Source organism: Spirosoma profusum (assembly GCF_014699005.1).
Lineage (GTDB): Bacteria > Bacteroidota > Bacteroidia > Cytophagales > Spirosomataceae > Spirosoma > Spirosoma profusum.
In genome coordinates this window covers 93,602-116,302 of sequence record NZ_JACWZY010000005.1, presented here as the reverse complement: position 1 = coordinate 116,302, position 22,701 = coordinate 93,602, and the positions used below count along the sequence as shown (strand labels likewise).

The following is a 22,701-nucleotide window of genomic DNA, read 5'->3' as shown; positions in this document are numbered from 1 at the left end:
TTGTTTTCAGTCCAACATTACGATGTGCGGACCTCTGGCAGATTCTACCTGAAAACTGAATTTAGGAAAGATACGTTTCGCCAGATGCGAAAATGTCTGATTTGACGTTTTTTACGAAATAGAAACCAATATACCTGGGACGATAAAATTTTACTCTCTGTGCGACTATTACGACTGTGGCTGACTGATGTTAGGGTGAACTCCAACTCGTTGCGAAGGATTGCTACGTTCCTAGCCATCATTTTTGCGTATAGTTATACGACTCAGGCTCAAAATGTCTGTCAAAATCGAGGAGCAGCTTCTGAGGGAGCTTTTGAGCTGGATAAACCAAAAGTGTGCGCAGGAAAGCCTGTTAACATCATAAGCGTACCTCCGACAATAGTGGGTCCTAAGTATGTATTTCAGTATGACGGAAGTGCAATTACGAGCAGTACTACGTTTGCCAGCGGAACAAGTAATGTGTATACAAGGCCCGGTTCGTACACTGTACTTCAGGTAGGTAGCAATGGAGCGGGTTCTGTAGCTTGCAGAGAGGTAACTGTTGTTCCGGCTGAACCAGTCAAATTTACAGTTAAAGCTTGCGCTAACCGACGGGCTTCAGTGGCTCCCGATCTTACATCACTGGGTCAATACGACAGCTACATGATTAGTTGGGGGGATGGATCAACCCAGTATGTGGACCGTAGTCAATTGCAGCTTACTCCTTCACATACCTATAGCAATGCAGGACAAGTTTCCATATCCATAACGGGTATTTATGTAAATGGTAATACGAGTATTTGTGATGTCGTGAGTCCCAGTCAACCCATTACCGTATCTAATTCAACAGGAGCGGCCTCTATATCAACACTTTATACAAGTAACCCAACCACGATTGCGATAGGTTATCAGGCACCGGCAGGGACGAATGTGACCCTTCTTCGGAAAAACGGAACCAATTATACCGACACAGGTTTAAAATCCACAACTGGCCAATTTACCGTTCAGACGGATGCTACGCAGGTGCAGTGTTTTAAAGTACAGGTGCAGGACGAATGCAATAATTCGGCTGCCCAGTCGGAGGAAGTTTGCAGCCTGGTTATGAGTATACAAACGGCTAACCGGCAAAACACTGTGAGCTGGCAGCCGTATTCGGGTGGAGGGCAATTTGTAAGTTACCGGGTGCTACGTAACGGCGGCCAATCGGGGCCCACAATTACCAATAAAGCAACAGGATCTTATCAGGATAATGATAACATCATTTGCGGTCAGCAATATTGTTATCAAATACAGGCAACCATTCAGGGAACACCAAATGCTACTGTGACGTCGAATATAACCTGCGTAACGGGTACCAATACCGAACCCCCCGGCAGCGTAACAAATGCCACCGTGTCTATCGAAAATGGCCGCCCGAGACTTGTTACTACGCCACCTACCGGACTCAACACAACGACTTCTGCGTATACAATGGTAGTTAGCCGCGCTCAGGGCGCAACGGGAACCTTTGAGCCCATCGCTACGCTCGACCGACGTAGTACGTTTACGGATACATCGGCCAATGCATCAGCCAGTTCCTATTGCTATCAGGTAACGTATCGAAATAGCTGCGGCCTGACTTCGGAACCTTCAACGCCAGTTTGTACGGTGCATTTAAGTTCAGAATCGCCCACAGGAATAGATTGGACAGGTCAGTCGCCCTTTATAGGTAACGTTACCAGATATTCCGTTGAGGTCATTGACTCGGCAAATGGAACGCAACGCGAGGTGGAAGTTGCGCTGAATCGGCACTACGAACCGGACCAGAACGACCCGAATCTGCAATCGCAGCGTTACCGAATCGTGGCTGTATCGGATAGGGGAGTGCGGAGTTATTCCAACTTTTTTACGTTTGAACGGGAGGCCCGAATTCTGGTACCGGATGCCTTTACGCCCAACGGAGATGGCATCAATGACGTATTTATCGCTAAAGGTATTTACGTTGACAAGTTCAGCATGACCATCTACTCACGTTGGGGCGAAGTCATTTATAATACCGTTGACAAAACGAAAGGATGGGATGGTAACGCCAATGGGGAGATTGCGGGTTCGGGCCAATACATGTATCGGATTGAAATGACTGATTTACTGGGGACGAAAACTGTTCGTACGGGCGCGTTGTTGTTAGTCCGATAGGTCCGCAGGCTGTTCTGGCCTGTTTGCCCAATAAACATACCGAATTATCGGTCCTAATTACCCAAGCACATGGACATAATGAATATGTTCGGGAAAATGAAGGAGGTTCAGTCCCGAATGAAAGATGCTCAGGAAACACTCAGTACCGTTACCGAAACGGGTGAATCGGGCGCAGGGCTGGTTAAGGTAACCGTCAACGGCTTGAAGAACGTACTGAAAATCGAAATCGATTCGGAGTTAATTAAGCCCGACGATCGCGAAATGCTACAGGATCTGATCGTTGCAGCCATCAATAAGGCTATGGCCAACGTAGAGCCGAAAGCCCGTGAACACCTCCGTCAGGCTACCGAAGGTTTATTACCCAATATTCCCGGTCTGAATCTGGATGGGTTAATGTAGTAAACTGAATTGATACGTTTGTGGGTTGTTATGTACAGGTTATCCGACAAGATACACCGTACATGGCAACCCACAAACTGTAAAACTGTCTTGTGGATACCCTCGCCATTGTTATCCTGAATTATAACGGGAAACCGTTTCTGGAGAAATTCCTTCCTGACGTAGTAGCCAACGCCGATGGCCATCCAGTCTACGTAGCAGACAGTGCTTCACGCGATGATTCTGTTACGTTCCTTCGCGCTACGTTTCCTGCCGTTCGCGTAATTGAACTCCCTCAGAACGAGGGATATGCGGGAGGTTATAATCGAGCACTCGATCTTATCCGTACTACGTATGGCGGTGCTACGTACTACGTCCTGCTCAATTCCGATATTGAGGTAACGGCCAACTGGATTCAGCCGATTTTAACGTTGCTGGAAACAAATCCGAACGTAGTGGCTTGTCAGCCCAAAATACGGTCTTATCAGGAGCGGCAGTTATTTGAACACGCGGGCGCGGCTGGCGGATTTCTGGATTGGTTAGGTTACGTATTTTGCCGGGGGCGCGTTTTTGCTACGTTCGAAACCGACCACGGCCAGTACGACGATAACCGTCCGGTTTTCTGGGCGACGGGAGCCTGCCTATTTGTTCGCGCCGACGTATTTCATCAGCTCGGTGGTTTTGATGCTGACTTTTTTGCGCATATGGAGGAGATCGACTGGTGCTGGCGGGCACAGCGGCTGGGCTACGAAGTATGGACCTGCGGGCAATCGACTGTGTATCACGTTGGTGGTGGAACGCTCCATAAATCCAATCCACACAAAACGTATCTGAATTATCGGAACAGCCTCTTCATGCTGTATAAAAACTGGCCAGCTAACGTATGGCTCTGGCCAAAAGTCCTCCTACGACTAACGCTGGACGGGCTTTCTTCCATACTTTTTCTGAAAGCTGGTCAATGGCGTGATATTGTAGCAATTCTACGCGCCCACTTCGCATTCTACGGGCGATTACCGGCGCTGCACCGTCAGCGCAAAGCATTGCAGCAGACCCAACGAACTGAGGTCATCCTGTATCCACGCAGCCTGGTGTGGCAATATTTTGGCGAAGGGAAGAAAACGTTTGAAGAGGTGATTAAATGATGTATGAAGTAGGATGTATGATATGTGTGATGCACCTATTTTATCCGAATGGTACATCATATATCATATTTCACACATCATACGTAAATCACAGTTCCCAGATGGTTGGGTGGGCGTGTCGACGGAGGTGTTTGCTCATTTCCATCCAGAACGCCAGAATCAAATATAGAATAACGGGAGAGCCCATTGTCAGGCAGGACGTATAGATAAAATAGAGCCGAATACTGCTGGCCGAGATATTCATTTTCTCGCCAAGCCACGAGCAAACACCAAAGGCTTGACTTTCAAGGAAATATCGAATTTTATTCATCGGTTTTTGCTGCGAAGTGTCTACTAAATTCGATTCATGGGCGAAAAAAACTATAGGCCGATTTAATAGATTGTTTGCCGTTTACACAGAAAACGATGTAAATCTATCGAAAATCGCTAAAAAAAGGGCCTAATCTACTTGTAGTAGGAACATTTTTGTTTTCTTTGTGTTGCAACGACGGTTTTGGCCTATGGCCCCCCGCCGGGATACTAATACGCAACAAAGTTCGCTGATTCTCAACAATGTTTCCTGAACACTGAGATACCCTGTGGCTGTTCCGCGTTTTTTGTTAATAACTGACCCTTTAAGTGTTTAATTGTTTTAATTGTTTAAGTTTTATGCAAACAGGTGTAGTAAAATTCTTTAACGAAAGTAAGGGCTACGGATTCATTGTTGAAGACGATACCAATCGTGACATTTTCGTGCATATTACCGGCCTGAACGGTATCACGATTCGTGAGAAAGACCGCGTACAGTTCGAGGTAATCGATGGCAAAAAAGGCCTTAATGCCGTAAAGGTTAAAAAGATAGAAGATTAGGCTACGTAACCTGGCGGGCTCCCGGCGCAGGAAATCCTATAATCTGGACAGTTTATGAGCGTGAGCAGGGTTGTTTTTCAGCAACCCCGGCTTTTACGTACATAAACTGTCCAGTATTGTTGTTAGCTGTTTCCTGTCCAGTTCTTTACTTCGTCGAGCGCCGGCATTTTAACCTCCAATTTCAACTTCTTACGAACGCCCCCCAAATCGTTGAAAAGTTTGTTGGGATTGGCGGTACGTAGCTGTTCTACCGTCATGAAACCAAGTTTCTGAACGGCTGGAACCCATTCCGCGGGTACGCCCGCTGCCACGAAATCACTCTCGCTTGATTGCTCAAGCTTTTTCTCGGGGCGCATCTGCGGAAAGAAAAGTACATCCTGAATCGACGGCTGATTGGTCATGATCATGGTCAATCGATCTATACCCAGACCAACGCCCGCCGTTGGTGGCATACCGTATTCAAGTGCCCGCAAAAAATCTTCGTCCAGCGCCATCGCTTCTTCATCACCACGCTCGGCCAGACGAAGCTGTTCTTCGAAACGCTCGCGTTGGTCCAATGGGTCGTTTAGCTCTGAATACGCATTGGCAATCTCTTTTCCGTTACAAATGGCTTCAAAGCGTTCCACTAAACCTGGTTTGCTACGGTGTTTTTTGGTCAATGGTGACATCTCAACGGGGTAATCCGTAATGAATGTCGGTTGGATCAGGTTGGGTTCACAGGCATCACCGAACAGTTCGTCAATTAGTTTCGACTTGCCCATCGTACTATCGGTTTTGATCCCACGACTTTCGGCTACCTGACGTAGTGCCGCTTCATCCATCTCCGATACGTCGACGCCCGTATATTCCTGGATGGCTTCGAACATCGTCAGGCGTTTCCAGGGACGTTTAAAGTCGATTACGTTTTCGCCCACCGTTACTTTGGTCGTTCCTGCTACGTCGAGTGCCACTTTTTCAACCATCTCTTCAATGGTGTCCATCATCCAGACGTAGTCTTTGTACGCTACGTAGAATTCAACCTGCGTAAATTCCGGATTGTGGGTGCGGTCCATCCCTTCATTTCGGAAATCTTTCGCAAACTCGAAAACGCCATCATAACCACCTACAATCAACCGCTTTAGGTACAACTCGTTCGCGATACGCATGTACAGCGTCATGTCGAGTGAGTTGTGGTGCGTACTGAACGGTCGGGCCGTAGCGCCACCATGAATCGGCTGAAGAATGGGCGTTTCGACCTCCAGATATCCTTTGTTGCTAAGGTATTGCCGAATAGAATTGACCAGTTTGGTACGTTTCACGAAGACGTCACGTACCTGCGGATTCACGATTAGGTCAACGTAGCGTTGACGATACCGTTGCTCAGGATCGGTAAAGGCATCGTAGGTTTCTTTTTCGCCTTGTTCATTGACCACTTCTTTCACGACCGGCAGCGGACGTAGCGATTTGTTAAGAATCGTAAATTCTTTTACATACACCGATAATTCACCGGTTTTGGTCGAGAAGATATGACCCCGAACGCCAATGATGTCGCCAATGTCCAGCAACTTCTTAAATACAGTATTATACAAGGTTTTGTCCTCGCCAGGGCAGATGTCGTCGCGCCGGAAATAAACCTGAATACGTCCGGTCGAATCCTGTAATTCGGCAAACGATGCGCTCCCACTAACGCGGATAATCATCAGTCGACCAGCCAGTTGTACATGGCCCCAACGTTTATCTCCCGATAAATCCTGTTCGGGCTCTATGGTGTGAAAAGCCGTTCGGATGTCGGCCACGGTCGTATTTACGTCAAAAAGCGCGGCAGGGTAGGGGTCGATACCCATCCGCATCAGTTCTTCTCGCTTTTGTCGGCGATTTATTTCCTGTTCGCTAAGCTGCATGGTAGTCAATACGTTGGTCGGTTTCTCTATCGACCACTCTTTGAGGGCGCAAAAATAACGAAAAGGATTGGCGTTTACAGCCATAAGTCAAAAGAAGCCGTTGCCAGATCATCAGAACCGCTTATACAATTTTGGAAGAACTCCCCCAAAAACTATCTATCATTGTGCTATTATTTTGATATCATACTTTTGGACTAAACTTTACCGTCATGCAAGAGAAAAAGCTTACTTCTGCGTCAGGATATATTTTCCTGTTGATTGGCCTGGCCAGCTTTATTCTGGCAGCTCTGGTTATTATTAATTACGCCAGTAATCCACTTTGGGGGATACTTCTGTCCTTCACCGGCATATTCATTCTGAAAGGAATCATTGTAATTTATCCAAACGAAGGCATTGCTGCTACGTTCTTTGGCGACTACGTAGGAACGATGAAAGAGACAGGCTTGCGGTGGGTTAATCCGTTATATAGTAAAACACGTATCAGTCTACGAGCCCGAAACCTGAATGGCCAACAACTGAAAGTGAACGATAAAATGGGGAACCCCATCGAAATTGCAGCTGTGGTTGTCTGGCAGGTTTCGGATACGGCCAAAGCCCTTTTCGACGTCGATAACTACGCGAATTTCGTGCAGATTCAGTCGGAGGCAGCCGTGCGGTTTCTGGCCAGTTCTCATGCCTACGACAACATGGAAGATGAACACGAAACCGTTACGTTGCGCGACAATACTGGCCAAATCAATAAATTTCTGGAGCAGGAACTCGACGAACGGCTCGGTCAGGCAGGGGTTCGGGTAATGGAGGCACGTATCAGTCACCTGGCCTACTCCCCCGAAATTGCCGGAGCCATGTTGCAGCGTCAGCAGGCAACGGCTGTCGTATCGGCCCGGAAACAGATTGTGGAAGGAGCCGTTGGTATGGTTGAAATGGCCCTCGCCCGACTCGCCGAAAAAGGCGTAGTACAACTGGATGAAGAACGTAAAGCTGCCATGGTCAGCAATTTGCTGGTCGTATTGTGTGGTGAAAAATCCGTAAGCCCTGTTGTGAATGCGGGAACACTGTATAATTAGTTGAAAAGTTATAGGGTTGTAGGGTTATAAAGTTGTGCAGTTATAGCGCTAGTCGCTGTTAACTCTACAGCTTTATACCCCTACAACTCTACAACCTTATAACCTTACAACTCACGAATGGCTGCTGAGAAAAAAGCATTTGTGTTGAGGATTCAACCCGAAACGCTGAAAGAACTGGAGCGATGGGCACAGGAGGAGTTTCGAAGCGTAAATGGTCAGATTGAATACCTGCTGAACGATGCACTTCGAAAGCGAAAAAAACGACAGAATTCAATGCCTGACGACGAACCTCCTCTACTTCCCGAAACGTAGCATTTTATTCCCGCGCCTGAATCAGGTTGCGGGCCGAAGCCGTTGAAGACGACTGCTCAACCAACGTATTATAATGGCTTATCAAAATAAGTCGGCCCATCAAGGTTCGGTCGTTGATATTGTGTGTCTCAGTATACGTATCAATCTGTTTGGCATATGATGTCATGAGGGGCTCATAGATATCTTTGTAATAGCGATCAAGCGCGAGTAATCGACCAGCATCGTGAACGTAGTAATCAAAGAAATCAGGATTCTGTGCCAGCGTAGCCTTATCGTTAAAATGAACAGGACTACCTATCGTTCGTTTCCAGAGTCCGCGTGGACGCTTCAGTCGCCGAACAACAGCTAAGGGTCCATCCATACAAACTTCATAAATTCGGTACGTTTCCGGATGGGATACTACGTCAGTAAGCGCCATGAAATCCCGTTGTCTATTTTGATGCGTATCGAACCAACCAAACTGGCGAATCTGATCAGCCGGAAACAGACGAATACGCCCGTCTTCCTGACGAAACTGAACGGTTTCAACTAGCCAATTGTAGACGAGCTCTCCTTCAAGAACTTCATTATTCCATAACACTATTTTTCCTGCCTGCCAGGATGGTTTGGGAACATTTGCCTGAACAAAAGAAACACTAAAAAGTACAATTGTGATAACGTTGAGTAAAAGTTTGCCTGTTTTCATGATAGCAGATCGTTTATGGGAATTGAATGCGAAACGCTTCACTCAGGTCTATTTTTTTACTATTGAGTTAATACGTTTAATCCAAATTAATACTATTATAAATACCTTATTTGCCGTATAAAATAGTGATATTTTCTCCTTTGTAACTATAAACGGATGTAATAGAAGTGATAGAAGAAAAAGCATGGAATGTTCTATTTTTCAGAAGAAAGGTCAAATCCGTGATAGATGAAAATTTATTAGACGGTCAGGATAAATATGTATGATAAATTCTTTATATTCATATAATACAAAAAGCGACTCTTAACTTAAGAGTCGCTTTTTGTATTACAGTAGACTTGTGATTATCGAAAACTTCTGAATTATTTTCTGGCGAATTCACCAATCAGGCGAACGCCTTCCAGCGTTAGAGAGGGAATGATGTCGGTAAAAACGCTACGTAATGAAGGAATCCGGCTCGACAGACCACCGGTAGCCACGGCAATACAGTCGCCATTGAGTTCGGTTTGAATACGTTCGACCAGGGAACGAACAAGCCCCTCGTAGCCCAATAATACGCCAGCCTGGATCGCGTGTGTTGTGCTGGTACCCAGCGCCGACGCAGGAACTTCGATAGGTACTTCAGGAAGTTGGGCGGTATTGGAAAATAAAGAACGGATGGCTGTTCTTAAACCTGGCGCAATGGCGACTCCCAGAATTTTACCTTCGCCCGAAACCGTTGTGAACGTAAGCGCCGTCCCAAAATCGACTACTACGCAATTTCGCTGGTAGCGTGTATAGGCAGCCAGCGCGTTGGCTACCAGATCAGCCCCGATTTCGTGAGGACGTAACACTTCGATCGGCAGAAGCGGATAAACGCCAGGCCCTACCACAACCGGCTCAAAACCAAACAAATTGGTCAGCATTGTACGTAGCGTTGGTGTTAAATCAGGTACTACGCTGCTAATGACCGTATGCTGGATAGCACTCAGCGGAATAGAGGCTTCGAGTAGCCAAAGCCGTAAACGTCGTTCGTAAGCGTCTGGTGATTCTTCCCGTCGGGCAGGTGTTCGCCAGATGTGTGGCCAGGTAGTTTGGACGTAAAGACCGAAAACAGCGTCGGTATTGCCGATATCAACGATAATCTGCACGGAAGCGGGAGATAGACGGTTGCGGGGCGAAATAAGGACAAAAACCGCAGAATCCCGCACAATTTGGTACGTAGTACGAACCGAAACCCTAAAAGCTGTTTTAAAAAAGAGTACTGAACTGTTAATTAATCAATTTGATAATTGAGACTACTGAGGAGTCAGGTGGATACGTCAACGTTCAAAAAGTTTTGCTAAACGTTCAATTTAACGTATCATTATAAGTCTGGCGCCATACGTCAATAACGGCCTAGGGCGAGTTGTCGACCTTTCTCCGCCGATTGAATCGGTCAATGACTAGTTGCCGGAAAGAACTAATTTTTTAGAACATTATAATTATACACCCTTCATTTAATGCACACCCTCTTACCATTTCTGCTCGCCATGATTGCGGCCATCGTGCTGCTGAATATGTGGGCTAACCAACTAAAAATCGCTTATCCGATTCTGCTGGTTGTGGCAGGACTGCTCGTTAGTTTTATGCCGGGTTTGCCAAGAGTACGGATTAATCCCGACCTCATCTTTTTTATTTTTCTGCCGCCACTTTTGTTTGAGGCTTCCTGGACGATTTCATTCAAAGAGATGAAAAAATGGTGGCGGATCATTGGTAGTTTTGCCTTTCTGGTTGTGTTTTTCACCGCCTTATCGGTTGCGATAGCCGCTAATCATTTCATTCCAGGGTTCACCATTGCGTTAGGGTTTTTATTGGGTGGAATCGTCTCCCCGCCCGATGCAGTGAGTACGGGAGCCATTACCAAATTTGTGAAAATCCCCAAATCCACGTCGGCAATTCTGGAAGGAGAAAGCCTGCTCAACGATGCTTCCTCGCTGATCATTTTCCGGTTTGCATTGGTCGCTGTCGGTACGGGGCAGTTCGTCTGGCAGCAGGCCGCGTTGAGCTTTTTATGGATGGTAATCGGTGGGGCAGGCGCAGGCTTACTACTGGCCTGGATTTTTGTTCAGGGGCACAAACGCCTTCCGCTCGATGCCCAATCGCATATTGCGCTGACGCTTATTGAGCCTTATTTTATGTATTGGGTGGCAGAAGAGTTTCATTGCTCGGGCGTGCTGGCTATTGTTAGCGGTGGCCTGTTTATGTCGGGCAAACGGCTTGTTTTTCTGAACAGCGCCAGTCGTATTCAGAGCTTTAGTGTCTGGGAAAGCTTTGTGTTTATCCTGAATGGTGTTGTCTTTCTCATCATCGGACTGGAACTTCCCGAAATTGTCGAAGGATTACGCGCTGAAGGCATTCCCTTGCGTACTGCCATTGGCTATGGAGTATTAGTGACAGGCGTATTGATTGCTGCCAGAATGATTAGTGCTTATGCGGCATTATTGGCTACAATAATCTTTCGTCCCAGCGTAGTGCCTCAGGCTCGTTCTAATAGAAGGCGTTGGCTGATGCCTATGCTTCTCGGTTGGACGGGTATGCGTGGTGTGGTGTCGCTGGCTGCGGCATTAGCCATACCCATTACGTTAGAAAATGGCACCGCTTTCCCACAAAGGAATCTCATTCTTGTTATTACGTTTGTTGCGATCCTGCTTACTCTTCTGGTACAAGGGCTTACACTTCCTTATCTCATAAGAAGGACAAAACTGTTTGATGGCTTAGTAGAAGAAGGAGCAGAAGAGTTAGTCCGGCAGCAAATGAAGCAAGGCCTGAAACAGCATGTCTACCAGTTTCTGAAGGTTAAATATGAAAACGAGTTGAATGGTCACACTGGCCTTGAGAAATTCCTGAAGCAATGGGAAGAGCGGTCAAAAGCGACCGACGATAGCTGGATGAATGAGAAGACTAAGGTGATTTTTGTAGAATTGCTTGAAACCCAACGGCAGTTTCTTACCGAACTTAACAAAGATCCGACGATTGACGAAGAAATTATCCGTCAGCAGTTGTATCAAATCGATCTGGAAGAAGAGCGGTTGAAGATCATCTAACCCTAACGAAAACTCGGAACTAAACGACCGGTTTTCGAGGCTGGGTAGTCATGAAATCTTTCAAATAGAACGGCTCGAACGTACTAATATCCTCAAATTGACCGCTGTTAAAAGCCAACGTAGCAAGCGCGCCCACTGTCCGGGCCGAAGGCTGAACCACTACGTCCGGAAACATCGCCTTTGGAGATTTATCCAATAGGTGTTTGCATTTGGCAGCCCCATCACCGAAAAACACGACTGGTCCTGATGTGAGCCAATTGTGAAACGAATTTTCGTCGATAATCTGGGCCGATGTTACGTCTAATTCCTGCCCTTGTTGATTGTAAAAGGCACAGTAAACCTCCATTCGACGGGCGTCGAGCATGGGGCAAAGTGTGTAATCGACTGGGAAAAAATCACGAACCTGCTCCGTCATAGCGGCCAACGTATTGATCGCAACCAACGGTTTGTCGAGCGCAAAACACAGCCCTTTCGCGGTGGAAACGCCGATACGTAGACCCGTATAAGAACCCGGCCCTTTGGCAACGGCGATGGCATCCAGTTGATGAAGTTCGTTTCCAGTTTGCTGTACTACGTTGTTAATGAGCGTAGTAAGCATCGCAGCCGAAGTCCGCTCCGTAAACAATTCATAGCTTCCTAGTAACGTACCATCGCGATGCAAAGCCACCGAACAAACCGTTGTCGACGTATCGAGGGAAAGAAGTAAAGACATACGTATTGAGTGATGAGCGATAAACGATGAGTGATGAGTTTGCTGACGCCAGCGGTTATTAGGTGCGTCAGCAAACTCATCACTCATCGTTTATCGCTCATCACTTCTTATTTTCCTTTCAGAATAGAATTATACCGGCCCATGTCTTTGAAGAGGTCGAGGGCGGCTTTCATTTCGGGATCGGTAGAAAAAGAGGACTCTTTCAGACCACGTTGCAGATAGTAATTACCGGCAATTTCCTGTTCGAGCAGCGTCTTGATTTCCGACTTGAACGTATTGAGGTCGGCGTCTTTGCTATGCGACATCTTCGTTTTCAGCGACTTCAACTGATCCTGAATTTGGTCGAAGTATTTTTCTTTCTTTGCCGAAGCTTCCAACGTACCAAGGTCTTTTTCTACCTGGGTCGTATAATCGTATTCTTTATCGGCTACCCATTTCGTAAAGTCTTGATACTCTGCGTCGGTCAGGCGAAATTCGCGAGCTGGTTTAATAGTAGGATGTTCGTAACGATACTTCACGGCGTAATCGAAAATGTGGCCTTTATTGGTCAGACTCAACGCAATCGGCGTGGGCGTCTGGGCTTCAATCACTACGTCGGGTAACACACCACCACCGTCATAAACCACCCGACCGGCTTTGGTTTTGAAGGCTGTTTTCAGTGAATCGGGAATTTTGCCAACGCTGCCGTCAGGATTCCGGTGGCTGTAATCGATGGCCTGAATGCAGCGACCGCTCGGAATGTAATATTTCGCCGTCGTGATTTTCAGTTTCGTATTGAACGACAACTCACGGGTGGTCTGTACCAGCCCTTTGCCGTAGGTTCGCTGACCGATCAGAACGCCCCGATCGTAATCCTGAATAACACCCGAAACGATTTCGGCTGCCGACGCACTATGGTTATTCGTCAGGACAACAATTGGCATTTCCAGTTCAAGCGGAGGATTAAGTGCCGTGTATGTCTTATTCCACTCCGTCACTTTACCTTTCGTCGTAACAACTTCCGAATCTTTCGGGATGAAAATGTTGGAGATGTCGATGGCCATGTTCAGCAGCCCACCCGGATTTTCACGAACATCGAGAATGAGTTTTTTCATCCCTTTTCCCTTCAATTCCTGAAATGCCGTGCGTACTTCGCGCGAAGCTGTAGCCGTAAAATCTTTCAGATCGATATAGCCAACGTCTTCCGTAATCATGCCGTAATACGGTACGTTGGTCATTTTCACTACGTCGCGCGTGACGCTCAGTTCAACCGGCGCTTTCTGGCCATAACGCTGAACGGTCAGTTTTACCGCCGTATTATTCTGCCCTTTCAGCAGTTTACCGGGATCGGCTTCTTTCACGTTTTTCAACGTAACACCGTCAATTTTAATGACTTCATCGCCAATTTGTAAGCCTGATTTTTCGGCGGGTGTACCTTCATACACCATCAGCACGATGCTTTTGCCCTGCCGCTGACCGATGAGCGCCCCGATACCGTTGTAACGGCCGGTGGTCATTGTCATGTAATCCTCGATTTCGTCTTCGGCGAAAAAGTTGGTATACGGATCAAGCGCTTTCAGCATGGCGTCAATGCTGGTCTTCACCATGCGGTTCGGATTTACTTCATCGACGTAGTACAGGTTCAATTCCTTGAACAACGTAGCGTAGATGTCGAGGTTACGGGCGATTTCGAAAAACCGGTCGTCGTTTTTGAACGAAAAGAGCCCAATGCCACCCGCTATGAGGGCAGACGAGGCCAGGAGTGTAAAACGTTTAGGGAAGCGCATAGATGAGTCGATAGATAGTCAAGAGTCGATAGTCGTCAGGAAATGAAACGGCCGCAGTAGCACTAACGACTGTTGACTGTCGACTGACGACTTTTCTGTATCACTAATTTCATACCTTTTTCTATCTCTTCAAACGAAATAATTTGTTTGGCGGTATACAAAAAGGCAATGTAGGCCGGACCAGCCGAAGTAGGTGTTGCTAAATCCTGGCTAAACAACTGTTTATTAAGTCGATAAGCCTCACGAACGCGTCGACGAATTAGGTTTCGGTCTACGGCTCGTTTAAACGTTCGCTTCGGTACGGTAATGACAATGGAAGGGAGCGAAACGTTGCTTTCGGGAGATAATTCAGGCTGAGGAAGATAAAGTACCCGAAATGGAAAAAGGTAGAACGTCTTAACAGACGAACTACCTTTCTTAAATAATTCTCCGATGATTTTTTTGCTGCAAAGCCGTTCGGATTTGGGGAAGGGGTGCAGCATAAAAAAGTCGTTAGTCAGCAGTTAATAGTCAATAGTCGTTGGTATAATCAACCACTACGACTGTTGACTAACCGCAACGGCGGACCGTGACTATCGACTAGATTTTAAATCTTTCGCCTTTTTTCTCGTCTGAAACGGTTAGTTTCCAGCGACCTTTAGCCCGACGACGAGCTATTACTTTACGGCCATTAGCGGTTGACATACGCTCACGGAATCCGTGTTTGTTTTTCCGCTTCCGGTTCGATGGTTGGAACGTTCTTTTCATGATATATCTCTGCCTAAAATCGTTATTTCCGAAATGAGTCCGCAAAGATAGCTGAATCGAAGCAGTTTACCAAGCCTGCGTTTATAAAAACCATTTGGTATCTTCGGCATCTCTTTACCAGAACTACGATTCCCTCTTTCTATGCATTATCGCCTGTCTGCTGATCCTTTTTTACCGAATTATATTGCCGTCGAAGCTCAACTATCAGACATTACTACGTCGGAAGTTGAGTTGCAACTACCCGCCTGGCGACCGGGACGTTATGAGCTACAGCAGTTTGCGAAAAATATTCAGCGGTTCGAGGTTTTCGATGGCGAAGGGAAGCCGCTACGTTACCAGAAAATCACGAAAGATCGCTGGCGGGTGCAGACGAACGATAACACTACGTTGTCGGTTCGTTATAATTACTACGCTATTTTGCCCACAGTCTATCCACTCAATGCGGGCAGCAGTTACATAGATGATACGTTGCTGTACGTAAATCCGGTAAATCTGTGCCTATATGCCGAGGGACGTATCGATGAATCCTGTACACTTGAACTTGCTATTCCCGATGGCTGGACAATCGCTTGCGGCCTTGAACAAGTAGACGCTAAAACGTTACGTGCCCATGATTTTTATGAACTGGTCGATTGCCCGCTAATTGCGTCTTCCGCGTTACAGCACATTCAATACGTAGTAAACGAAACCCCCTTTAACGTCTGGATTTATGGCGGTTGGCGCAGTGATGATACGCCGGTTTATGACGCCGAACGACTGGTTCAGGATTTCAGCCGGTTTACCGAAAAACAATTAGAACTCTTCGGCGAATTTCCTGAGCAGACGTATCATTTTCTGACATTGATATTGACGGTACCCTATTATCATGGAGTTGAGCACCGTAATTCAACAGTGCTGGTGCTTGGTCCGAACGACGAAGGGGAGGGGCTTTATCAGGATTTGCTGGGTGTATCGTCGCACGAATTATTTCATGCCTGGAATATTATTCGGATTCGACCAGTGGAGTTACTTCCTTATGATTTCACGAAGGAAAATTATTTCCCAACCTGTTTTGTGGCCGAAGGCGTGACAACGTATTACGGCGATTTGATGCTTCGGCAATCAGGTGTTTTTACGGACGAAGCGTATCTGAAAGAGTTGCAGGTGCTTTTTAAACGACATTTTGAAAACAATGGCGGAGCGTTTCAGTCGCTGGTCGAATCGTCGTGGGATTTGTGGCTTGATGGTTATGACAAGGGCGTTCCCGACCGGAAAGTTTCGGTCTACCATAAGGGATCGATTGCTGCCCTTATCCTGGATTTACACCTCCGTAAGTTAACGAACCACGCCCGTTCGCTGGACGACGTAATGCGGCAAATGTGGCAGCGTTTCGGAAAACCTTTTGTCGGTTATACGCTGGATGATTATCGGGTAATCACCGAGGACGTAGCAGGCGAATCCCTCGATTGGTATTATGACTTATGTATTTTTGGTAACCAGCCACTCGAAACTAAACTGAACGAATACCTGGCCTGGGTCGGCTTACAGATCGTTTATGAAGAACCTACGCCCGATCATCCGGGTGGTATCCGGCTGCTGGAACTGGAAGAATCCCAAGACAACGTAACGGACACGCGGAAGCAGCGGGCACAGTGGTTTGGCGCTACGTTGACGGAACCACCGGTTGACGAACAGGCCAAACTGGTGCCGGAAGAAAAAGCAGGAAAGACCGTAGTGGCTAAATAGAAGGAACCAATACGTTTATTAAGAGCTATTTGTGTTAGCTAAACTCCGTCGCGTAGCGACCAAACCATTTGGCAGAGTTTTGTTTAGTCGCGACGGGACTTGATCTAATCTCGTTCTATAGCTGCAAACATTTGGTCGCTACGCGACGAAAAATAACTCAAAGTACTTCTCAAACAATTGGTTTTCGTTTATGCAAAAAGCGCTGTTTTGCGGTAAAAACGAGCAGGCAGGAAACGATAATAAACGCTACGTCAAGAAAAAATCGTTCGGCACCTTCGAGAGCCAGTTCCCACTGACCACAGGCTAATGCCGCGCCAATCATAGCGGCTGCGGAGATAATGACCATCGCAATCAGTGCGCCCGCAATAATGCTACGTCGATACGAAGCGACGATCAGCGCGCCGGATAACGTACCGCAAATCGATACGATAATATCTTTTGCAGAAGGGTCTGACATCATTTTTATAGACTGATTCTGAGTGAGTTCCGTTACGTTGGTTACGCCCGCCCATCGTAATAGAGCAAAGCTTAGTGCAGCCGCCAGAATTAACACGCCATAACCCGACACAAACGACCATAGACCACGTTTTATGGTGTGCAGATTCCGTAGCACCAGCCCCAGTGGTATTTTGGCGATGGGTTCAAAACCGGGCGCAACAATCGACGCGGCTATAAACGCCACTACCTGCGGAACCGGTTCTGACACCAAACCCACCGCCGACATCACCCCGCCAAGGGCCATTAACGCCAGATAATTACTGGTAACCCTCGACTGATGACGCAGCCCGGTTTCCATTTCTTCCCAGATGGCCTCGTCAACGTCATTTCCGATGATTTTATCTTGTTGCGGGTCAATGAAACTGGCTTGTTCAGCCGTAGCAATGGAGTACGTTTCTCCTGCGCAAACAGCTGCAATTTGACGTAGCGACTCGTCGACGCCTTTGTTGAGAACCTGGAGGATTAATACGTTGCCGGGAGGTTTAACCGATCCGCCCCATTGAACGGATATACTGATAACAGCGTCCAGAGGCTTGAGTTGCTCGATAAGTGGGTTGGTACGTTCTGAAGGTAACGAAATCGTTAGGGTACGATGCATGCTACGTTGTTTATAGGACTTCCTGTAGCGTAACAACCTCAGCAAGCGGCATTGGTTATAATTTGTGCCATAAAATCACTACGTATTACGGTTTTATTTCAAATTACCTTTGGGTGGATTATAGCAAAGTGTAGTTAACATCCAGTGACATTTTGCTTTACCTGCAATAGCATTTGTTTCGTCAATCATGCCCAAACGATTACTGTTACTCATTCTGCTTCCAAACCTCCTTTGGGTACAGCCGAAACCTGAAAAGCCCTGGATGTTAGGCCCTTTCCAAAAAGAAAATGCACACAACCCGATTCTGGATGCGAAGGCCAGTACTACGTTCAATTGTCCGGTTCGTAAAGAGACGGTGCGGTGGGAAGAGAAAGACGTGTATAATCCAACGGCAGTGATACGTAACAATAAAGTTTACATGCTGTATCGGGCCGAAGATACGGTTCGTCGGGTCGGTGGAACGTCACGATTAGGATTGGCAATCAGCGATGATGGAATTCATTTCAAACGGTTACCTCAGCCTGTTTTTTACCCCAACAACGATCCCATGAAAACCTATGAATGGGAGGGCGGTTGCGAAGATCCGCGAGTTATAGAAAGCCCAAATGGGGTTTACGTTTTGACGTATACAGCATACGATGGCAAGATTGCCCGGCTTTGCGTAGCTACATCAACTAACCTTACTGACTGGAAAAAGCAGGGGTTGGCTTTTGGCGAATCAGTGAATGGGAAATACCGAAATAGTTGGTCGAAATCGGGAGCCGTCGTTTGCAAACGGGTTGGAAATCGGTTTATCGCGCAGAAAATAAAGGGGAAATACTGGATGTATTGGGGCGATAAACCGCAGCTTCGTCTGGCCACTTCTGACGATTTATTGCATTGGAATCCGGTAGAAACCCAGGACGGTAACTTGCTGCCAGCGGCTGAATCCCGTAAAGGAAAACACGATTACCGATTGCTCGAACCGGGGCCGATGGCAATGCTGACACCAAAAGGTATTCTGTTGATTTACAACGGAATGAACGACGCCAAAAATGGTGATGTGCATCTGCCTGAAGGAGCCTATAGCGGCGGACAACTGCTATTCGATGCGCAGGACCCAACCAAACTGATCGATCGCTCAGAAACCTATTTCATCAAGCCTGACCAGCCGTATGAGATTCATGGGCAAGTTAATCAGGTTTGTTTTCTGGAGGGACTTGTGCCTTTTCGGGGGCGCTGGTTTCTTTATTATGGTACCGCAGATTCTAAAATTGGCGTGGCTGTAGCGCCCCAATAAACGATAACTTTTTAACGTATTGATTGTATGCAAACCGCCAATTCTAAAACGTTGTCTTTCGACGAATACGTTAAACACGATGCTACCGCACTGGCCGAACTGGTTCGGAAAGGCGACGTAACACCTGACGAATTGCTGGAAACAGCCATTTCCCGTGCAGAAGCCGTCAATCCACAACTAAATGCGATTGTTACACTTTTGTACGATAAAGGCCGAGACATGGCGAAGCATCTTCCCAAAACAGGCCCATTTCGGGGTGTACCGTTTCTGCTGAAAGATTTAGAAATGGAGTGGGAGGGGACGCCAATGAAGTCGGGGAGTTTCGCTTATCAACACTACGTTTCTTCGTCTGATAGTGAAGTTGTTAAGCGATTAAAAGCCGCTGGACTTGTTTTCTTCGGCAAGACCAATACGCCTGAGTTTGGCTTAACGCCTTATACGGAATCAAAACTGTACGGACCGGCTCGCAATCCCTGGAACGTAGCACATTCGCCGGGCGGGTCGAGTGGAGGGTCAGCGGCAGCGGTGGCGGCTGGCATTGTTCCGGCGGCTACGGCTACCGATGGGGGAGGTTCCATTCGGATTCCGGCGGCTTGTTGTGGATTGTTTGGACTAAAACCATCGCGCGGCCGTGTTACGTTAGGCCCGCGTTATGGTGAACTTTGGAACGGAGCCGTTACTGGCCTCGCTGTTACACGTAGCGTGCGCGATAGTGCAAACTTGCTGGATGTGATTGCTGGCCCTTTGGCTGGCGACCCATACGGCATTGCTGCACCTGAACGACCTTTCAAAGAGGAAGTCGGCCGGGAACCGGGTAAACTACGTATCGCATTCTCCACGCAGGCACTGATTGAATCGCAACCGACTCATCCTGACTGTGTAAAAGCTGTTCAGGAAGCCGTCAAGTTGCTCGAAAAATTAGGGCATACGGTAGAGGAAGTACCTTTACCCTACGAGAAAACCATCGTCACCGAAGCGTTTTTCCTGAACGTATTGAGTGAAACGGCGGGTGTGCTACGTGAAATGGGGCAATATTTAGGACGCCCTGTCCGACGTAGCGACGTAGAACTGAATACGTGGGCGCAGGCTCGTTTGGCAGAAGGTTTTTCGGCGGCTGACGTAGCGTTTCAGAAACGTCGCTGGAATACGCTTAATCGCGCTATGGGACAGCTTCACGAAACCTGTGATGTGTTTCTAACGCCGACATTACCTCGTCCGCCCATTGCGATTGGTACGTTCCAGAATACGACTTCCGAACAGCGTTTGCTGAAACTAGTTGATTCGCTCGGTGGACTGAAATACTTAAATGGAAGTAAAACCGTAACCGATTTGGCGGAGCGGTCGCTGGGGTATATTTCGTTTACAGTAATTACCAATATGACCGGTCAACCCTCTATGTCTGTGCCGTTACATTGGTCGGAGGATGGGTTGCCAATTGGCGTCATGTTCGCAGCCAAACTCGGCGACGAAGCTACGTTATTCCGTTTGGCGGGGCAATTGGAGCAAGAGCGACCCTGGTTCGATAAACGCCCGAAATTGTGATTTTTTTGTCATGCTGAGGTACGAAGCATCTTAAACTTTCCTGATTTTAGTGTCCGTATGCTTTAAGATGCTTCGTACTTCAGCATGACAAAAAAATCAGCACAAAAGAAAAATACCAAAACCGGGCAACAGCCGAACAGACTTCACTCTGGTGTTCTAGATTGAACTATCGCTGCATTGCAGTGAGATGGATTTGATCATCACCTCCAGACGGGGCACGAAGTATTTCTGTTCTACGACACCGGTTTTGGTACGTAAAGATAGCAAGGCAACAAGCGAAAAGAGTACGTTTTGGTGCTCTACCCACTGAGCTACATTGGGAAGTGATTTCCCGATGGCTGGATTCGAACCAGCGACCGCCAGGTTATGATCCGAAGTAACTCTATTCTACGGCACTTGCTAAGGCTAAAAAACAGGAGTAACAGCCGAAATGGGAACGGGGCATTGCTAGCTGGAGTCGAACCAGATGGCCGACCGTCAGATGGCCTTGTATAATGGCCATTCCTCCCCTTTGATGGTGCGAAGTATCCCACTTCTACGACATCCTGTTTTAATTTCTTGTCATTAGTAGTCATTGATGGTCAGGCATCGTCATTTATTGGTATTGTTTTTAATAAATGACGATGCCTGACCATCAATGACTACGTTTTTATCAAAGCACAATTTGTTCAATGGCGCTTAGCGTCGTTTGGCCTTCTTCGAGGGCCTGTAATACGTCGAATAGTTTATCTGACCATCCTGCAATCAGATACACATCGTCTTTCTCGACACATAATGGCGTGTTGCCGTATCCAGCCAGATCGAACAAGTACAGGCGGGCGTCAGGAAACAGTGTTTTGTACTGTAGCCATTTTGCCGAAATATTTACGGCCGAATTCTCATGTGCTGCGTAGCTGTTCCACAGTTGTGTATCAGTAAACAGCATCACTTTGTCGGCTTTGTGCCGGCGTCGAATCAGGTCATCGATTACCAGGTAACCGTTAGTTGAATACCCCACTTCGCCTTCGCGACGGTAAAATTCATCTACGTTCGCCAATACCGACCGAGATGGTAACGTAACGGTTTGCCAGCGATCACCAAACATACCGCTCACTACGTTCCGGCATTTGGATTGCAACAGCATTCCCAGCAACAGCCCAATATCGTACAGCAATACTTTGCTTCTCGGCGAAACCGGTTTCTGCATTGAACCCGATACGTCGCAGGCAATTACTACGTTGGTGTCAGCGTCAAATCCCCGCAGATTTGCCACGCTTGCGGAAACAGCATTTTCCAGCGCGTCGATTAGTATCGGAACATGGCCAAAGGGCAGTTCCTTGAGTTCTCGATAAGCCGATAGAAACCTGAAAGGCAATTGTTTTGCCTTCTGAACAGCTTTATCGCTGGCTAGTAAAGTGCATATTTTCTCTACATGCGCTCCGCTAATACCTGCTTCCAGCATATTCCGCAGATTACGTAGTATGGCCATATATCCCAACCGTCCGCTATCGATCAGTTCTTCCCATTTGGTGCGTATAGCCGCTTCTTTCGCTGTTACGTCTTCAAACGGCATCTGCCCCAGCGCACTTAGTTCCGTTTCCCAGGTGTAGGGCGTTTCCAGCGTACCAGTCACCATTTTGTTGAAGATAGCCTGCTGGTTTTCGTCTTTTGCCTTTGGGTGCACCAGAAACAAAGCATCGCGAAGTTTAACGGCGGCATTGCGGTTGTATTTGGCAAATTGGTATTCGTCAAACTTGTTGAACGCCGTAGATAACCCCCGTTGCAACTGCTTCGAAATACGGTTGAGTTTCTTTGCGCCAGTACGTTGGTTCGTTAACTGATAGTACGCCAGCAACTCCGTAATTTCGTCAGGACGCTGGATGGTACGTCCAACAGCTTTCCCAACCAGACCATCGCCGTTGTGAACTTTCGCAAGTTCGCCCAGAAGCATGACCGGCGCCGAACGCAGATACATGCGTTCCCGAACATAGATTGCCAGTTTAGCTACAAACACCGGATCAACCTTTCCAATTAACGCCTGAATTCGTATCAACCGATCATCAGCTTTCTCATAGAACGTATCGCTCAGCATGGTAGTAACCACGGCTGCGTATAATTCAACTTCAGGAGTTAGCGTATAGGCTTTGGCTCCTTCATGGTTGACAGTTTTCGTTACGTTGCGGTTGAAGATATTGAATTTCATGGCCGTCGGTGTTTTAGTAAACTTGACGATACAAAGATTTAGGGTTCCTGCGCAGTCTTTTTGCGCAGGAGAAAATTTTTGAGAAAAAGTTAAAAAAAATTTTGCTGGCCTAGTATACGC

Annotated in this window: 20 protein-coding genes; 10 read left to right on the top strand and 10 right to left on the bottom strand. The window is 47.2% G+C overall.

Going from position 1 to position 22,701, the window contains the following annotated elements:
* The first annotated feature begins 159 nt into the window (after nt 1–159).
* The 3 genes from IC229_RS08145 to IC229_RS08135 all read left to right on the top strand — a co-directional run bounded on the left by IC229_RS08145 (nt 160) and on the right by IC229_RS08135 (nt 3,674).
* Entirely contained in the window at nt 160–2,154 is a 1,995-nt protein-coding gene (locus tag IC229_RS08145) for a T9SS type B sorting domain-containing protein (RefSeq protein WP_190886462.1), read from the top strand.
* A gap of 69 nt (nt 2,155–2,223) precedes the next feature.
* Nucleotides 2,224–2,553 carry a YbaB/EbfC family nucleoid-associated protein gene (locus tag IC229_RS08140; RefSeq protein WP_190886461.1) on the top strand — a complete coding sequence of 110 codons (330 nt, stop codon included), beginning with the start codon at nt 2,224–2,226 and terminating at the stop codon, nt 2,551–2,553.
* 92 nt (nt 2,554–2,645) lie between these two features.
* On the top strand, nt 2,646–3,674 hold the full coding sequence (locus IC229_RS08135) for a glycosyltransferase family 2 protein (protein ID WP_190886460.1): 1,029 nt from the start codon (nt 2,646–2,648) through the stop codon (nt 3,672–3,674).
* 88 nt (nt 3,675–3,762) lie between these two features.
* Here the strand turns inward: IC229_RS08135 and IC229_RS08130 are convergent, their stop codons facing one another.
* Entirely contained in the window at nt 3,763–3,984 is a 222-nt protein-coding gene (locus IC229_RS08130) for a PspC domain-containing protein (protein WP_190886459.1), read from the bottom strand.
* Nucleotides 3,985–4,322: 338 nt separating this feature from the next.
* On the opposite strand from IC229_RS08130, the gene IC229_RS08125 reads away from it, so the two are divergent.
* Entirely contained in the window at nt 4,323–4,523 is a 201-nt protein-coding gene (locus IC229_RS08125; RefSeq protein WP_190886458.1) for a cold-shock protein, read from the top strand.
* A 122-nt stretch (nt 4,524–4,645) separates the two neighbouring features.
* Here the strand turns inward: IC229_RS08125 and lysS are convergent, their stop codons facing one another.
* Complete coding sequence (gene lysS, locus IC229_RS08120; RefSeq protein ID WP_190886625.1) at nt 4,646–6,403, bottom strand: lysine--tRNA ligase; 1,758 nt, start codon at nt 6,401–6,403, stop codon at nt 4,646–4,648.
* 209 nt (nt 6,404–6,612) lie between these two features.
* Between lysS and IC229_RS08115 the strand changes: the two genes are divergently transcribed.
* Nucleotides 6,613–7,470: an SPFH domain-containing protein gene (locus IC229_RS08115; RefSeq protein WP_190886457.1), complete on the top strand. Its 858-nt coding sequence runs from the start codon at nt 6,613–6,615 to the stop codon at nt 7,468–7,470.
* Nucleotides 7,471–7,587: 117 nt separating this feature from the next.
* Nucleotides 7,588–7,782 carry a ribbon-helix-helix domain-containing protein gene (locus tag IC229_RS08110; protein ID WP_190886456.1) on the top strand — a complete coding sequence of 65 codons (195 nt, stop codon included), beginning with the start codon at nt 7,588–7,590 and terminating at the stop codon, nt 7,780–7,782.
* 4 nt (nt 7,783–7,786) lie between these two features.
* Here IC229_RS08110 and IC229_RS08105 read toward each other — a convergent pair whose 3' ends face one another.
* Together IC229_RS08105 and IC229_RS08100 are read right to left on the bottom strand one after the other, a co-directional pair.
* Complete coding sequence (locus IC229_RS08105) at nt 7,787–8,467, bottom strand: hypothetical protein (RefSeq protein WP_190886455.1); 681 nt, start codon at nt 8,465–8,467, stop codon at nt 7,787–7,789.
* 362 nt (nt 8,468–8,829) lie between these two features.
* Entirely contained in the window at nt 8,830–9,597 is a 768-nt protein-coding gene (locus IC229_RS08100) for a type III pantothenate kinase (protein WP_190886624.1), read from the bottom strand.
* 351 nt (nt 9,598–9,948) lie between these two features.
* On the opposite strand from IC229_RS08100, the gene IC229_RS08095 reads away from it, so the two are divergent.
* On the top strand, nt 9,949–11,532 hold the full coding sequence (locus IC229_RS08095) for a Na+/H+ antiporter (protein WP_190886454.1): 1,584 nt from the start codon (nt 9,949–9,951) through the stop codon (nt 11,530–11,532).
* A gap of 19 nt (nt 11,533–11,551) precedes the next feature.
* On the opposite strand, the gene tsaB is transcribed toward IC229_RS08095, so the two are convergent.
* The 4 genes from tsaB to rpmH form a co-directional block, all read right to left on the bottom strand.
* Nucleotides 11,552–12,244, bottom strand: coding sequence for a tRNA (adenosine(37)-N6)-threonylcarbamoyltransferase complex dimerization subunit type 1 TsaB (tsaB, locus tag IC229_RS08090; RefSeq protein WP_190886453.1), 693 nt, complete (start codon nt 12,242–12,244; stop codon nt 11,552–11,554).
* A 107-nt stretch (nt 12,245–12,351) separates the two neighbouring features.
* Nucleotides 12,352–14,010, bottom strand: coding sequence for a S41 family peptidase (locus tag IC229_RS08085; protein ID WP_190886452.1), 1,659 nt, complete (start codon nt 14,008–14,010; stop codon nt 12,352–12,354).
* 62 nt (nt 14,011–14,072) lie between these two features.
* A complete protein-coding gene (locus IC229_RS08080) occupies nt 14,073–14,492 on the bottom strand; it encodes a ribonuclease P protein component (protein ID WP_190886451.1) in 420 nt (139 codons plus the stop codon).
* A 97-nt stretch (nt 14,493–14,589) separates the two neighbouring features.
* A complete protein-coding gene (rpmH, locus tag IC229_RS08075; RefSeq protein WP_190886450.1) occupies nt 14,590–14,757 on the bottom strand; it encodes a 50S ribosomal protein L34 in 168 nt (55 codons plus the stop codon).
* A 141-nt stretch (nt 14,758–14,898) separates the two neighbouring features.
* Here rpmH and IC229_RS08070 point away from each other — a divergent pair, with 141 nt between their 5' ends.
* Nucleotides 14,899–16,482, top strand: a complete 1,584-nt coding sequence (locus IC229_RS08070; protein ID WP_190886449.1) for a M61 family metallopeptidase — start codon at nt 14,899–14,901, stop codon at nt 16,480–16,482.
* A 169-nt stretch (nt 16,483–16,651) separates the two neighbouring features.
* On the opposite strand, the gene IC229_RS08065 is transcribed toward IC229_RS08070, so the two are convergent.
* Nucleotides 16,652–17,578, bottom strand: a complete 927-nt coding sequence (locus IC229_RS08065; protein ID WP_190886448.1) for a DUF389 domain-containing protein — start codon at nt 17,576–17,578, stop codon at nt 16,652–16,654.
* 187 nt (nt 17,579–17,765) lie between these two features.
* Between IC229_RS08065 and IC229_RS08060 the strand changes: the two genes are divergently transcribed.
* The gene (locus tag IC229_RS08060) at nt 17,766–18,857 is read left to right on the top strand and encodes a glycoside hydrolase family 130 protein (RefSeq protein ID WP_190886447.1); all 1,092 of its coding nucleotides are present in this window, start codon (nt 17,766–17,768) and stop codon (nt 18,855–18,857) included.
* A 27-nt stretch (nt 18,858–18,884) separates the two neighbouring features.
* The gene (locus IC229_RS08055) at nt 18,885–20,399 is read left to right on the top strand and encodes an amidase (RefSeq protein WP_190886446.1); all 1,515 of its coding nucleotides are present in this window, start codon (nt 18,885–18,887) and stop codon (nt 20,397–20,399) included.
* A 652-nt stretch (nt 20,400–21,051) separates the two neighbouring features.
* Here the strand turns inward: IC229_RS08055 and IC229_RS08050 are convergent.
* The gene (locus IC229_RS08050) at nt 21,052–22,581 is read right to left on the bottom strand and encodes a TROVE domain-containing protein (RefSeq protein WP_190886445.1); all 1,530 of its coding nucleotides are present in this window, start codon (nt 22,579–22,581) and stop codon (nt 21,052–21,054) included.
* Between the last annotated feature and the right edge of the window lie 120 nt (nt 22,582–22,701).